This window comes from Pseudomonas sp. GM17 (genome assembly GCF_000282175.2).
Taxonomy (GTDB): domain Bacteria; phylum Pseudomonadota; class Gammaproteobacteria; order Pseudomonadales; family Pseudomonadaceae; genus Aquipseudomonas; species Aquipseudomonas chlororaphis.
This window is the reverse complement of record NZ_CP124732.1, coordinates 6,127,153-6,141,757: the sequence shown is the minus strand read 5'-3', so window position 1 is coordinate 6,141,757 and position 14,605 is coordinate 6,127,153. Positions and strand designations below refer to the sequence as shown.

Genomic DNA, 14,605 nt, shown 5'->3' with positions numbered 1-14,605 from the left:
AGAGGATCTCCATGACCTTGCGCGTCGCGCTGCTTCTGCTTTTTGTCAGCCTGTCGGCTGGCTGTGTTCTTTCGGGGGATTTCAACCCGATGAAGACAAGCAAGGGGCGGGACGAGGCGCGTGAGGCCTATGTTCAGCTGGGCCTGGGGTATCTGCAACAAGGCATGACCGAACGGGCGAAAGTGCCGCTGAAAAAGGCCCTGGAGCTGGACGAGTCCGATGCTGACGCCAATGCCGCTCTGGCCTTGGTGTTCCAGGCCGAAATGGAACCCGAGCTGGCTGACCAGCATTACCGCAAGGCCCTGGCTGCGCGTCCCTCCGATGCCCGTATCCTGAACAACTACGGCAGCTTTCTCTTTGAAGAAAAACGTTACAAAGATGCTTATCAGCGCTTTGAACAGGCGGCTGCTGATACCCTGTACCCCGAGCGATCCCGAGTGTTCGAGAACCTTGGCATGACCGCCGCGATGCTGGGTGAGCGTGACCTGGCCCGGCAACAGCTGGAAAAAGCCCTGCGCCTGAACCGCCAGCAGCCTCGCGCATTGCTGGAAATGGCTGAGTTGTCCTTCGAAGACAGGCATTATGTGCCCGCACGCGACTATTACGATCGTTTTAGCCTGCTGAGCGAGCAAAATGCACGTAGTCTATTGCTCGGCGTTCGGCTGGCAACGGTGTTTGAAGATCGCGACAAGGCCGCCAGTTACGGCCTGCAATTAAAACGACTCTATCCCGGTACGCCGGAATATCAGCAATACCTGTCGGAGCAATGATGAAAGCGGCGCATCCCGAAGTTCTAGCAGCGACTCGCGTCAACCCCGGTGAGACCCTGCGTCAGGCCCGCGAAAGCAATGGTTGGTCGCTGGCTGAAGTGGCCCTCAAGCTCAATCTGACCGCAAGCTCGTTGAGCAACCTGGAAGCCGGCGCTTTCGACAAACTGCCGGGGCATACCTTCGCCCGCGGTTATATCCGTGCCTATGCCAAGTTGCTGGGGATGGACCAGGCCGTTCTGGTCCAGGCCTTCGACCAATACACGGGCACCGATTCCCAGGGCAGCAATGTGCACAGCCTCGGCCGTATCGAAGAGCCAGTACGGGTTTCCCACACCATTTTGCGCATCGTCAGCCTGTTGCTGCTGATCGCGGTGATCGGTGGTGGCTTTATCTGGTGGCAGGATCAAACGTCCGTGCGCACCAAGGAGCTGGTTGGCCTCAATCAGGAACACGTCGAAGTCGAAGGGGCCGACGGCACCACGCAGATTCATCCGATCGACGAGCCGGAAGACCAGGCGGTCGTGGAAGGCCAGACCGAGGGCGAAACCGCCCTGGCCCTGCCTGAAACCCCGGCTCCAGGCCAGACCGCTGCGGATGCAGCGGCTCCTGCGCCAAGTGCTCCGGCTGCCGCACCTGCGGCCCCGGTTGCTCCTGCTCCAGTGGTCGTGGCACCGGCGGCACCAGCGCCGAGCGCTTCGGCCGCGCCTGCCCCTGTAGCGCCCGTGGTCGCAGCAGCGACTATTCCGGCTGCCCCGGCAGTTCCAACTGCGCCCGCCGCCGCGCCTGTAGCCGGCGCGGGTCAGGTACAGATCCAGTTCACAGCCGATTGCTGGACCCAGATCACCGACGGCAGCGGTAAAGTGTTGTTGAGTGGCCTGAAGCGCAAGGGCGAGACCGCCGATGTTTCCGGCAAGCCGCCATTTGCCGTGCGCCTGGGTTATGCCCGTGGTGCGCAGGTCAGCTACAACGGACAAGCGGTCGATGTGGCTCCGTTCACCAGTGGCGAGACTGCTCGCCTGAAGTTAGGTCAATAAGTCATGCACGGCGAATCTCCAATCAAACGTCGCGAGTCCCGCAAGATCTGGGTCGGCTCGGTACCCGTGGGTGGCGATGCCCCCATTGCCGTGCAGAGCATGACCAACAGCGACACCAACGATGTGGCGGCCACTGTGGCCCAGATCAACCGTCTGGAAGCCGCCGGTGTCGATATCGTGCGGGTTTCCGTACCGGATATGGACGCGGCCGAAGCTTTCGGCCGTATCAAGCAACAGGTCAAGGTGCCGCTGGTTGCCGACATCCACTTCGACTACAAGATCGCCTTGCGCGTGGCCGAACTGGGCGTCGATTGCTTGCGGATCAACCCCGGCAACATCGGTCGTGAAGACCGCGTGCGTGCGGTGGTGGATGCGGCCCGTGATCGCGGGATCCCGATCCGTATCGGCGTCAACGCCGGTTCCCTGGAAAAAGACCTGCAGAAGAAATATGGCGAGCCGACCCCGGCGGCGCTGGTGGAGTCTGCCCTGCGCCACGTCGAGCACCTTGAGCGCCTGAACTTCAAGGACTTCAAGGTCAGTGTGAAAGCCTCCGACGTATTCATGGCCGTCGAGGCCTATCGCCTGTTGGCCAAGGAAATTATCCAGCCGCTGCACCTGGGTATCACCGAAGCCGGCGGTTTGCGTTCAGGCACGGTGAAATCCGCCGTGGGCCTCGGTATGCTGCTGGCCGAAGGGATTGGCGATACTATTCGCATCTCGTTGGCGGCTGACCCGGTCGAAGAAGTGAAAGTCGGCTACGACATTCTCAAGTCCCTGCATCTGCGTTCCCGTGGCATCAACTTCATCGCCTGCCCTAGCTGCTCGCGGCAGAATTTCGATGTGGTCAAGACCATGAACGAACTGGAAGGGCGTCTCGAGGATCTGCTGGTACCGCTTGACGTGGCGGTCATCGGTTGTGTGGTCAACGGTCCGGGCGAAGCCAAAGAGGCGCATATCGGCCTGACCGGCGGGACGCCGAACCTGATTTACATCGACGGCAAGCCGTCGCAGAAACTGACGAATGACAATCTTGTGGATCAACTGGAAAAGCTGATCCGCGAGAAAGCGGCCGAAAAGGTCGAAGCCGACGCAGCGCTGATCGCGCGCGGCTAATCGAACGAATTAAGGATTTTTTGTGAGCAAGTCTCTGCAAGCCATTCGTGGCATGAACGACATCCTGCCCGAGCAGACGCCCCTGTGGCGCTATTTCGAGGGCACCGTTGCGCGGTTGCTGGATAACTACGGTTACAAGCAGATCCGTATGCCGATCGTCGAGTTCACCGAGCTGTTCAAGCGCTCCATCGGTGAAGTGACCGACATCGTCGAAAAAGAGATGTACACCTTCGACGACCGTAACGGCGACTCCCTGACCCTGCGTCCGGAAGGCACCGCGGCGTGCGTGCGCGCTGTGCTCGAGCATGGCATCACTGGCGGTGGCCAGGTGCAGAAACTCTGGTACATCGGCCCGATGTTCCGTCATGAGCGTCCGCAGAAAGGCCGTTATCGCCAGTTCCACCAGATCGGTTGCGAAGTCTTCAACCTCGACGGTCCGGACATCGACGCCGAACTGATCGTGCTGACCTGGCGCCTGTGGGGTGAACTGGGTATCCGTGACGCGGTCAAGCTCGAGCTGAACAGCCTGGGAACCGCCGAAGCCCGTGCGCGTTATCGCGATGCGCTGGTGACGTTCCTCTCGGCACGCATGGACAAGCTCGACGAAGACAGCCAGCGCCGCCTGAAAACCAACCCGCTGCGCGTGCTCGACACCAAGAACCCGGACACTCAAGCCGTACTGGTGGACGCGCCGAAGCTGGCCGACTACCTGGACGAAGAGTCCCGCGTGCACTTCGAGGGGCTCAAGGCCCGTCTGGATGCCGCCGGTATCCCTTATGTGATCAACCCGAAGCTGGTGCGCGGGCTGGATTACTACAGCAAGACCGTTTTCGAATGGGTCACCGACAAGCTCGGTGCCCAGGGTACCGTCTGTGCCGGCGGCCGCTACGACGGCCTGGTCGAGCAGATGGGCGGCAAGCCTACCCCGGGTGTCGGTTTCGCCATGGGTATCGAGCGTCTGGTACTGCTGCTGGAAACTCTGGAGCAGATCCCGGAAGAGATCTCGCGCCAGGTCGACGTTTACCTCTGCGCCTTCGGGGAAGCCGCCGAACTGGCTGCTCTGGCGTTGAGTGAACGGATTCGTGACCAGTTGCCCAACCTGCGCCTGCAGATCAACGCCGGTGCCGGCAGCTTCAAAAGCCAGTTCAAGAAGGCCGACAAGAGCGGTGCGTTGTACGCATTGATCCTCGGTGACGACGAACTGGCCCAGCAAGTGGTAGGTTTCAAACCCCTGCGTGGCCAGGGCGAACAACAAAGCATTGCCTGGGATGCGCTCGCTGCACACCTGGCCACCTGCGTCGTGCAGGGTTGAAGCTGTCAAACAGCCGATTTAGCGAATAAGGAGTATTGGGGTGTCGAGTACCGAAGATGAACAGCTGGCGGATTTGAAGGACTGGTGGCAGCGCAACGGCAAGCCCCTGGTCACCGGCGGCCTGTTGGCGCTGGTCATCGTGTTCGGCTGGCAGGCCTGGCACAAGTATCAGAACAATCAATCGCAAGGCGCCTCGATGCTCTATCAGCAATTGCTGGAGACCACGCTGACGCCTGACGGCAAGCCGGATGCAGCCCGTGTTGCAGACCTGGCCGGCAAGCTCAACAGTGAGTTCGGCGGTACTGCCTACGCGCAATACGGCAGCCTGTTCGTCGCCAAGGTGGCGGTCGACACCGGCAAGCTGGACGACGCAGCGACCGAACTCAAAGCCATCGCCGACAAGCCGGCCAACCCGACGCTGGGCGAAATCGCCCGTCAGCGCCTGGCCCAGGTCCTGGCCGCGCAGAACAAGGCTGACGAAGCGCTGAAGCTGCTCGAAGGCGATGCCGACAAGGCATTCCTGGCCACTCGCGAAGAGCTCAAGGGCGACCTGCTGGTCCAATTGGGCCGTACCGACGAAGCCCATGCTGCGTATGAAAAAGCCAAGGCCGCGCTGTCCGATGAAGCGGCGGTCGGTGGCCTACAAATCAAGCTGGACGACCTGGCCAAAGGGGATGCGTGACGTGATCCGTTGGAAACATGCAGCATTGCTGGCTCTGGCCGTTCTGGCCGCGGGTTGCAGCAGCAACAGCAAGAAGGAATTGCCACCTGCCGAACTGGTCGACTTCAAAGAAGAAGTGGTCCTGCAGAAACAGTGGAGCCGTTCGGTCGGTGACGGCCAGGGCGAAACCTACAACATGCTGGTTCCGGCGATCGACGGCAGCACCATCTACGCCGCCGACGTCACTGGAGTGGTAGAGGCACTGGATCGCATGAATGGCGACGTCAAATGGAAACAGGACCTGGAGTTGCCTGTGTCCGGTGCCGTTGGCGTGGGTTACGGCCTGGTCATGATCGGTACCCTCAAGGGCGAAGTGGTCGCTCTGGACGCTTCGAGCGGCGAAGAGAAGTGGCGCGCGCGGGTGACCAGTGAAGTACTGGCTCCGCCGTCCACCAATGGCGATGTGGTGGTGGTCCAGACCCAGGATGACCGTGTGATTGGCCTCGATGCCGCCACCGGCAACCAGATGTGGGTTTACGACAGCACCCCGGCGGTACTGACCCTGCGTGGCACCAGTGCGCCAATCACCACCAACCGCCTGGCGGTCGCCGGTCTGTCGACCGGTAAAGTGGTGGCCCTGGATATCCGCAACGGCGTGCCGGTGTGGGAACAGCGCGTGGCTATTCCGCAAGGTCGTTCCGAGCTGGATCGCGTGGTCGACATCGACGGTGGCCTGCTGTTGTCCGGCGGCACCCTGTATGTCGCCAGCTACCAGGGTCGCGTAGCGGCGCTGGACCTGGAAAGCGGTCGTCCGCTCTGGCAGCGCGATGCTTCCAGCTATGCGGGTGTCGCTCAAGGTTTCGGCAGCGTCTATGTGAGCCTGTCCTCTGGCACCGTCGAAAGCATCGACGAGCGTTCCACCACTGCGCTGTGGAGCAACGACTCGCTGGCCCGCCGTCAACTGTCGGCCCCGGAAGTCTTCTCCAGCTACGTGGCGGTCGGTGACCTGGAAGGTTACCTGCACCTGCTGAGCCAGGTTGACGGTCGCTTCGTTGGCCGTGAGCGTATCGACAGCGATGGTCTGCGTGCGCGTCCGCTGGTAGTGGGCAACATGATTTATGTGTATGGCAACAGCGGCAAACTGGAAGCCCTGACCATCAAGTAATGGTTTGACTATGCTTGGGGTTGATCCCCAAGCGGCCTTGCCCCGGCAAGGTTCGCAGCACGTCACGTGCTGCCCCGAGCACCAGCCGCTGCCTCGCAGCGGCTTTTGTATTTTCTGAATTAACGCAGTGGAGAGCCGCATGGTTCCCGTAATCGCCCTGGTGGGCCGACCGAACGTCGGCAAGTCCACCTTGTTCAACCGCCTGACTCGGACTCGCGACGCCATTGTCGGCGACCTGTCCGGTCTGACCCGTGATCGCCAATACGGTGAGGCCAAGTGGCAAGGGCGTACCTACATTCTGATCGACACCGGCGGTATCTCCGGTGACGAGCATGGCATGGACGAAAAGATGGCCGAGCAGTCGCTGCTGGCCATCGAAGAAGCCGATGTCGTCCTGTTCCTGGTAGATGCCAAGGCCGGTTTCACCGCGGCCGACCAGATGATCGGCGAGCACCTGCGCAAACGTAACAAGACCTCTTACGTGATCGCCAACAAGGTCGACAATATCGACCCTGACATGGCGCGTGCCGAGTTCGCCCCACTGGGCATGGGCGACGCGATCCCGATCGCCGGTGCTCACGGTCGTGGTATCACGCAGATGCTGGAAATCGCCCTGCGCGAGTTCCCGAAAGACGACGCAGACGAGCCGGAAGAGGGGGAGGAAGAAGTCGTAGCCGAAGGCGAGGAAGCCAAGCGCATTCCGGGCCCGAGCGAAAAAGACGGGATCAAGATCGCCATCATTGGTCGGCCGAACGTGGGCAAGTCCACCCTGGTCAACCGCATGCTCGGCGAAGACCGGGTCATCGTCTACGACCAGCCGGGCACCACCCGGGACAGTATCTACATTCCCTTCGAGCGTAACGAAGAGAAGTACACGCTGATCGACACCGCCGGTGTGCGCAAGCGCGGCAAGATCCACGAGGAAGTTGAAAAATTCTCGGTGGTCAAGACCCTGCAGGCGATCAAGGACGCCAACGTGGTGATCTTCGTCATGGACGCCCGCGAAGGCGTGGTGGACCACGACCTGAACCTGCTGGGCTTTGCCCTGGAAGCAGGCCGGGCCCTGGTCATCGCCCTGAACAAATGGGATGGCATGGACCCGCGCGAGCGTGACTATGTGAAGACCGAGCTGGAGCGCCGGCTGTTCTTCGTCGACTTCGCCGACATCCACTTCATTTCGGCGTTGCACGGCACTGGCGTGGGCAACCTCTACCAGTCGGTGCAGAACTCCTTCAAGTCCGCGGTAACCCGCTGGCCGACCAGCCGCCTGACGCAGATCCTCGAAGACGCCGTGAGCGAGCACGCGCCACCGATGGTCAACAACCGTCGCATCAAGCTGCGTTATGCCCACCTGGGTGGTGCCAACCCGCCGCTGATCGTGATCCACGGCAACCAGGTGGAGAAGGTGCCGAAGTCCTATGTGCGCTACCTGGAAAACACCTACCGGCGTGTTCTGAAGCTGGTCGGTACGCCGATCCGCATCGAATTCAAGGGCGGCGAAAACCCGTACGAAGGCAACAAGAACACGCTCACCGACCGTCAGGTCAACAAGAAGCGTCGTTTGATGACACACCACAAAAAGGCCGAGAAGAAGCGCAAAGACAAGCGCTGAGTCACCTGGTAGGAGCCGGCTTGCCGGCGAAGCCCCGGACCCGCTTCAATGCTTCGCCGACAAGCCGGCTCCTGCAGGATTTGCCTTGGAAAAAGGGCGCCTTTGGCGCCCTTTTTCATGCCTGTGGTTTGGGCTATTCTCGGGACCTCCCCGAGCCGCCGTAGAGCCGGGTGTTCAGCAGGGAACCACCCATGATCACCAGTAAGCTGCCGAATGTCGGCACCACCATCTTCACGCAAATGTCACAGCTCGCCGTGGAAGCCGGCGCGCTGAACCTGTCCCAGGGTTTTCCCGATTTCGATGGCCCACAGGCCCTGCGCGATGCCGTCGCCCGGCATATCGCCAGCGGCCACAACCAATACGCACCGATGACCGGTCTGCCGGCCTTGCGCCAGCAAGTGGCGGCCAAGATCGCCCGCAGTTATGGCGTGCAGGTGAATGCCGACACCGAGGTAACCATTACTCCGGGCGCCACCCAGGCGATCTTTTGCGCCATCCAGGCAGTGATCCAGCCCGGTGATGAAGTGATCGTCTTCGATCCTTGCTACGACAGCTATGAGCCTTCGGTGGAGCTGGCCGGCGGCCGTTGCGTGCATGTACAGCTTGGCCTGACCGATTTCGCCATCGATTGGCAGAAGCTTGGCGAGGCCCTGAGCCCGCGTACGCGGATGATCATTCTCAATGCCCCGCACAACCCCAGCGGTGCGCTGATCAGCCATGCGGAACTGGACCAGCTGGCTGCGCTGATTCGCGATCGGGATATCTACCTGGTCAGCGACGAGGTGTACGAGCATCTGGTATTCGACGGCATCCCCCACGTCAGCGTGCTGGCCCATGAGGAGCTGTACCAACGGGCATTTGTGGTCAGTTCCTTTGGCAAGACCTATCACGTGACCGGTTGGAAAACCGGTTATGTGGTCGCACCACCGGCCCTGAGTGCGGAGCTGCGCAAGGTGCATCAATATGTCAGCTTCTGCGGCGTGACCCCTTTGCAGTACGCTCTGGCGGACTACATGGCCGAACACCCGGAACATGTCGAAGAGCTACCCGGTTTCTATCAGGCCAAGCGCGACCTGTTCTGCGACCTGCTGGCACCTTCGCGATTCAGCTTTACCCGGGTGGCCGGTACTTACTTCCAACTGGTGGACTACTCGCAGATCCGCCCGGACCTGAATGACGTCGAGATGGCGATCTGGATGACCCGTGAGCACGGTGTCGCGACCATTCCGGTGTCGGTGTTCTACCGCGAGCCACCGCAAGGACAGCGTCTGGTAAGGCTATGCTTTGCCAAACGTGAGGAGACGCTGCGTCAGGCAGCGGAGAAGCTATGCGTGATCTGAGTGCTTTGCCCAATCTGAATGTGGCGCTGATCCAGACCTCTCTGGTCTGGCACGACCGCCAGGCCAATCTCGAGCACTTCGAGCTGTTGCTCGAACAGGCCCGGGGCGCCGACCTGATTATCCTGCCGGAAATGTTCACCACCGGATTTTCCATGGAGTCCGAAGCCCTCGCCGAGGCGGAAAACGGTCCGACCAGCAAGTGGCTGCGCAGCCAGGCCGCCAGGCTCGATGCGGTCATCACTGGCAGCGTGATTATCCAGGCCGCCGACGGCAGCCACCGCAACCGCCTGCTGTGGGCTCGCCCTGACGGTGAGGTCTGGCATTACGATAAACGCCATCTGTTCCGCATGGCGGGCGAGCACGATCACTACACGCCAGGCGAGCGTCAGGTGCAATTCGAACTCAAGGGGTGGCGGGTCAGGCCGCTGATCTGCTACGACCTGCGCTTTCCGGTGTGGAGCCGCGATGCCCGGGATACCGACTTGCTGCTGTACACGGCCAACTGGCCGGGGGCGCGGCGTCAGCACTGGAACCGTTTGTTGCCGGCCAGGGCCATCGAAAACCTGTGTTATGTGGCGGCGGTCAATCGGGTCGGCACCGACGGCAAGGGGTTTGCCTACACCGGGGATAGCCAGGTGCTGGATTTCCAGGGCGAGACCCTGCTCAGCGCCGGTGAGGCCGACGGAGTATTCCAGGTCTGCCTGAATGCCGCGGACCTGGCGGCCTATCGCGCGCGCTTTCCAGCCTACCTCGATGCTGACACCTTCGAGTTCACCCAGGCTTAAAGATCTGTCGGGGTGGGCCGTTAAGGGGTAAGAGGATTTTCAGGGAGATTTGTCATGACCACTATCGGTGCCGCGAGCATCAATCCATTCCCGCTGGGGGCCGCGCCGCAAAAGCTTAACATCGCCGAGCAGCAGGCCAGCCCGCTCGAGGTGCAGGACAAGGGCGCTGTCGATGACATCGACTCGGTGAGTGTCGACATGCAGGAGTACGGTGCCAAGGCCGACTTCAGCTCATCCACCGCTGATATCGTCGCGCAGTTGCAGAAGCAGATCGACCAGACGGAAAAGACCCTGTCCGAGCAGCAGTCGCAATTGTCCGGGGTGCAGAAGGGCCAGGCGAGCGAGGAGCAGAAGGCGCAACAGGCCCTGGAGGTGCAGGCGCAGATCGCGATCACCGCCAACAATCTGCAAGTGTTGCAGGCGGCCTTGCTCCAGGCGCTGACGGCGCGGATCAATACCACCGCCTGAGCGGGGCAATAAATACACAGCCAAAAAAAGCCCCGGATCATCCGGGGCTTTTTTGTGGCCGTAAAACCGTCAGGCGGCTTTGGCGTCCAGCTGGCTCAGGGAGCGGTTCAGCGCGCTGAACAGGGCCTTGAAGCTGGCGGTGGTGATGTTTTCATCGATACCCACACCGTGCACCGCGCGTTCGCCGTTCACGCGCAGTTCGATATAGGCGGCAGCCTTGGCGTTGGTGCCCGCGCCGATGGCATGCTCGTTGTAGTCCATGATTTCCACCGGAACCGGCAAGCCGGCCACCAGGGCTTCCAGGGCGCCATTGCCCTTGCCGCGCCAGTGCAGATTGGTCTCGCCCTGGCCCTTGCCGGACACCTCCACTTCCACGGCGCTGTGGCCGTTTTCTTCCTGCAGGCGATGGCTGACCAGCGCGTACGGGGTGTTGGCCTGCAAGTATTCGCTGTGGAGCAGCGCGTGGATCTGCTGGGCGGTCATCTCCAGACCCAGGCGATCGGTTTCACGCTGTACCACCTGGCTGAACTCGATCTGCATGCGGCGTGGCAAGCTGATGCCGTATTCCTGTTCCAGCAGGTAGGCGATACCGCCTTTGCCCGACTGGCTGTTGACGCGAATCACCGCCTCGTAGCTGCGACCGATGTCGGCCGGGTCGATCGGCAAGTACGGCACTTCCCACAGCGCATCGGATTTCTGCTGGGCGAAGCCCTTGCGGATAGCGTCCTGGTGCGAGCCGGAGAAGGCGGTGTGAACCAGGTCGCCGACATACGGATGACGCGGGTGAACCGGGATCTGGTTGCACTCTTCGACCACTTTGCGCACGCCGTCGATATCGGAGAAATCCAGTTCCGGATCGATGCCCTGGGTATAGAGGTTCAGGGCTACGGTGACCAGGTCGACGTTGCCGGTGCGTTCGCCGTTGCCGAACAGGCAGCCTTCGACGCGGTCGGCGCCGGCCATCAAGCCCAGCTCGGTGGCGGCTACGCCGGTACCACGGTCGTTGTGGGTGTGCAGGCTGATGATCACGCTGTCACGACGGTTGATGTGGCGACCGAACCATTCGATCTGGTCGGCATAGATGTTCGGCGTGGCGACTTCGACGGTGGCCGGCAGGTTGAGGATCACCTTGTTGGCTGGCGTCGGGTTCCAGACCTCGATCACTGCGTCGCAGACTTCCTTGGCAAACTCCAGCTCAGTGGCGCTGAAGGTCTCTGGCGAGTATTCGAACTGCCATTGGGTTTCCGGCTGCTGGGCAGCGTATTTGACGAACAGCTTGGCGGCGTTCACCGCGATCTCTTTCACGCCTTCCTTGTCCTGGTTGAAGACAATGCGGCGGAACGACGGGCTGGTGGCGTTGTACAGGTGGACGATGGCTTTCTTCGCCCCGCGCAACGATTCGAAAGTGCGGGCGATCAGGTCTTCACGGGCCTGGGTCAGCACCTGGATGGTGGTGTCGTCCGGGATGTGGCCGCCTTCGATCAGGGTACGCACGAAGTCGAAGTCGGTCTGCGACGCGGCCGGGAAGGAGGCCTCGATTTCTTTCACGCCGACGGCGACCAGGGTTTTCCAGAAGCGCAGCTTCTTCACCGCATCCATTGGCTCGATCAACGACTGGTTGCCATCACGCAGGTCGGAGCTGCACCAGATCGGCGCGCGGGTGATGGTCTTCGACGGCCAGGTGCGGTCCGGCAAGTTGATGGTCGGGAACGCGCGGTACTTCGAGGAAGGGTCTTTGAGCATGCTCATGGGGAAATCCTTATTGTCCGGGCCGAAAAGAGGCGGCCTGCCGGTGAATCAATGGGTGTGTTGTTTGAAGCAGGGGACGAGGTACCGCGACTCAACCTGGCAGTCGTGCGCTGACGAGGCAGAGGCTTCGGTGTTGACGGCGCTGAATGAGGGTGTGAGAGGTTTTCATGCCCTCAACCCTAACCACTGGGGTGAAAGATGGCAAGCAGTCGAAAAAAATTGAGATAAATCTCTTAAAAATGGTTTTTCGCGAGATTTTATTCTGTCGAGCTTATAGCTGGCTCGATCTTATTGCGCAGAGTTTTGAACCTGCGCAATCCCTGCGGGAGCCACGGCTCAGGGCTGGAAGGCCCCGATAAAGATCGCCGGATCGACCCGGGCGTCGTTCAGGCTGACGTTCCAGTGCATGTGCGGCCCGGTGGCGCGCCCGGTGGAGCCGACTTTCCCGACCACCCCGCCGCGGGCCAGTTGCTGGCCGACCTTCACGTCGATCTTCGACATATGGCAGAACATGCTGATAAAGCCCTGGCCGTGGTCGACGAATACGGTGTTGCCGTTGAAAAAGTAATTGCCGATCAGGATCACCTTGCCGGCCGCCGGCGTCTTGATCGGAGTCCCCGCAGGTACCGCGAAGTCCAGCCCGGCGTGTGGATTGCGCTCCTCACCGTTGAAGAAGCGGCGTACGCCGAACTTGCTCGACAGCGGGCCGCTCACCGGCTTGTCCAGCAGCAGGTTGCTCGGGGTGTTGGGGCTGAAACTGCGGTAGGCGCGGACCTGCTCGGCCAACTCGGCGTCGATGCGCTTGAGGTCGGCCGGATCGGGGTTGACCTGGCGTTTGTTCTTCAGCGTGATGTGCTGTTCCGGGTATTTCTTGCTGCCCACACTGAAGTTCAGGCTGCGACCGCCAGCACTGATCTGCTGGGTACCGGGTTTGACGGTCAGGGGGATGCCGACAATCGCCAGCCAGTTGTTCTGTTCCTTGACTACCAGCAGCGGTTTTCCCTGGTAGCTGGCCTTGGGCGCCTGGGCGGCGCTGCCCAGGTCGATCACCGCCACGCCGCCGGGCACCGGTTTGTTCAGCAGGCGCGTGATGTAGCTATCGGCGTGGGCGTTGAAGGTCAGGCACAGCAGTAACAAGGAGCTAAGAAAACGCGGCATGGATCAATCCAGTAAAGAAAGGGTGACAGGCGTCAGGTGATTGTCCTCGACCCGGACCTGCAGTTCGCCTTCGCCGAGCCGGGCTTTGAGGCGCTGGCCCGGCTGGGTCTGTGCGGCGCTGCGAATGGCCTGGCCACGTTCGTCCAGCAGGATGCTGTAGCCACGGCCCAGGGTGGCCAGCGGGCTGACCACATGCAGGGTCTGCATCTGGCTTTGTAGTTGCAGGCGCCGGGATTTCAGACCTTCGCGCATGGCCCGTGGCAGGCGTTCGGCCAGGCTGTCGAGGCGTTGCCGCAGCAGCGCCAGTTGACGCCCGGGGTGTTGGCCGGCGAGCCGGGTTTCCAGGCGAATCAGGCGCTCGCGGCGGATATTGAGGCTGCGCTCGAACGCCCGGCGCATACGCATGTCCAGGTCATCCAGGCGCTGCGCTTGCTGGCGCAGGCGCTCACCTGGGTGACGCAGGCGCCGGGCCATGCCTTCCAGGCGCAGGCGATCACGCAGCAACCGATCGCGCATGCGCATCACCAGGCGTCGATGCAGGCTTTCGACCCGGTGTTGCAGGTCGCTGGAGTCCGGCGCGAGCAGTTCGGCGGCCGCCGAGGGCGTTGGTGCGCGCACGTCGGCGACGAAGTCGCTGATCGATACGTCGGTTTCATGACCCACGGCGCTGACGATCGGCGTGACACAGGCATCCACCGCCCGGGCCACAGCTTCTTCGTTGAAGCACCAGAGGTCTTCCAGGGAGCCGCCGCCACGGGCCAGGATCAGCGCGTCGAAGCCCCGGGCATCGGCCATTTTCAGGGCGCGGACGATCTGCGCGGTCGCCTCGCGGCCTTGTACGGCGGTAGGGATCAGGGTCAGGGCCACCTGTGGCGCTCGGCGCCGGAACACGCTGATGATGTCGCGAATCACCGCGCCGGTCGGCGAACTGATAATGCCGATGCGCTGCGGATGGGCGGGCAGCGGCACTTTGCGTTCGCTGCTGAACAGGCCTTCGGCGCTGAGCTTTTCCTTCAGCGCATCGAAGGCCAGGCGCAGGGCCCCGTCGCCGGCCGGTTCGACCGTATCGAGGATCAGCTGGTAGTCGCCGCGGCCTTCGAACAGCGAGACCTTGCCGCGCACCTTGACCGCCAGGCCGTCCTTCAGTGCCTGGCGCACCCGCGCGGCATTTTGCCGAAACAGCGCGCAGCGCACCTGGGCACCGCTGTCCTTGAGGGTGAAATACACATGGCCGGACGCCGGGCGGGCGAGGTTGGAAATTTCGCCTTCGACCCAGATGTTGCTGAACACGTCTTCCAGCAACACCCGCGCACGGCCGTTGAGCTGGCTGACGGTCAGGACTTCGCGGTCCAGGCCGAGTCTTGCAAAGGGATCTTTAATCATGGGGCGCAGTTTAAAGGCATTCGGCAAACAATCTCCATGGATCGAAACAAAAGGA

Annotated in this window: 13 protein-coding genes; 10 read left to right on the top strand and 3 right to left on the bottom strand. The window is 61.8% G+C overall.

What is annotated here, in order from left to right; all coding sequences use genetic code 11:
- Nucleotides 1-11: 11 nt before the first annotated feature.
- From pilW to PMI20_RS27365, 10 genes are all read left to right on the top strand, one after another.
- Nucleotides 12-770, top strand: coding sequence for a type IV pilus biogenesis/stability protein PilW (pilW, locus tag PMI20_RS27410; RefSeq protein ID WP_007929533.1), 759 nt, complete (start codon nt 12-14; stop codon nt 768-770).
- Nucleotides 770-1,804 carry a RodZ domain-containing protein gene (locus PMI20_RS27405; RefSeq protein ID WP_007929535.1) on the top strand — a complete coding sequence of 345 codons (1,035 nt, stop codon included), beginning with the start codon at nt 770-772 and terminating at the stop codon, nt 1,802-1,804. Before pilW ends, PMI20_RS27405 begins: the two co-directional genes overlap by 1 nt.
- Nucleotides 1,805-1,807: 3 nt before the next feature.
- Nucleotides 1,808-2,917 (top strand): flavodoxin-dependent (E)-4-hydroxy-3-methylbut-2-enyl-diphosphate synthase, encoded by a 1,110-nt coding sequence (gene ispG, locus PMI20_RS27400; RefSeq protein WP_007929536.1) that lies wholly within the window; start codon nt 1,808-1,810, stop codon nt 2,915-2,917.
- A gap of 22 nt (nt 2,918-2,939) precedes the next feature.
- Nucleotides 2,940-4,229: a histidine--tRNA ligase gene (hisS, locus tag PMI20_RS27395; RefSeq protein ID WP_007929539.1), complete on the top strand. Its 1,290-nt coding sequence runs from the start codon at nt 2,940-2,942 to the stop codon at nt 4,227-4,229.
- A gap of 40 nt (nt 4,230-4,269) precedes the next feature.
- A complete protein-coding gene (locus tag PMI20_RS27390; RefSeq protein WP_007929540.1) occupies nt 4,270-4,911 on the top strand; it encodes a tetratricopeptide repeat protein in 642 nt (213 codons plus the stop codon).
- Nucleotides 4,904-6,055: an outer membrane protein assembly factor BamB gene (gene bamB, locus PMI20_RS27385; protein WP_009045434.1), complete on the top strand. Its 1,152-nt coding sequence runs from the start codon at nt 4,904-4,906 to the stop codon at nt 6,053-6,055. Before PMI20_RS27390 ends, bamB begins: the two co-directional genes overlap by 8 nt.
- Before the next feature lie 139 nt (nt 6,056-6,194).
- Nucleotides 6,195-7,667 (top strand): ribosome biogenesis GTPase Der, encoded by a 1,473-nt coding sequence (gene der, locus PMI20_RS27380; protein WP_007929542.1) that lies wholly within the window; start codon nt 6,195-6,197, stop codon nt 7,665-7,667.
- Nucleotides 7,668-7,858: 191 nt separating this feature from the next.
- Complete coding sequence (locus PMI20_RS27375; RefSeq protein ID WP_007929543.1) at nt 7,859-9,007, top strand: pyridoxal phosphate-dependent aminotransferase; 1,149 nt, start codon at nt 7,859-7,861, stop codon at nt 9,005-9,007.
- Nucleotides 8,995-9,792, top strand: a complete 798-nt coding sequence (locus tag PMI20_RS27370; RefSeq protein WP_007929544.1) for an amidohydrolase — start codon at nt 8,995-8,997, stop codon at nt 9,790-9,792. The genes PMI20_RS27375 and PMI20_RS27370 overlap by 13 nt, the downstream gene beginning before the upstream one ends.
- Before the next feature lie 54 nt (nt 9,793-9,846).
- Nucleotides 9,847-10,260: a hypothetical protein gene (locus PMI20_RS27365; RefSeq protein WP_007929546.1), complete on the top strand. Its 414-nt coding sequence runs from the start codon at nt 9,847-9,849 to the stop codon at nt 10,258-10,260.
- Between the two features lie 69 nt (nt 10,261-10,329).
- Here PMI20_RS27365 and leuA read toward each other — a convergent pair whose 3' ends face one another.
- The 3 genes from leuA to xseA form a co-directional block, all read right to left on the bottom strand.
- Nucleotides 10,330-12,009 carry a 2-isopropylmalate synthase gene (gene leuA, locus PMI20_RS27360; RefSeq protein ID WP_007929549.1) on the bottom strand — a complete coding sequence of 560 codons (1,680 nt, stop codon included), beginning with the start codon at nt 12,007-12,009 and terminating at the stop codon, nt 10,330-10,332.
- 336 nt (nt 12,010-12,345) lie between these two features.
- Complete coding sequence (locus PMI20_RS27355; RefSeq protein ID WP_007929551.1) at nt 12,346-13,167, bottom strand: peptidoglycan DD-metalloendopeptidase family protein; 822 nt, start codon at nt 13,165-13,167, stop codon at nt 12,346-12,348.
- A 3-nt stretch (nt 13,168-13,170) separates the two neighbouring features.
- A complete protein-coding gene (gene xseA / locus PMI20_RS27350; protein WP_037035503.1) occupies nt 13,171-14,550 on the bottom strand; it encodes an exodeoxyribonuclease VII large subunit in 1,380 nt (459 codons plus the stop codon).
- Between the last annotated feature and the right edge of the window lie 55 nt (nt 14,551-14,605).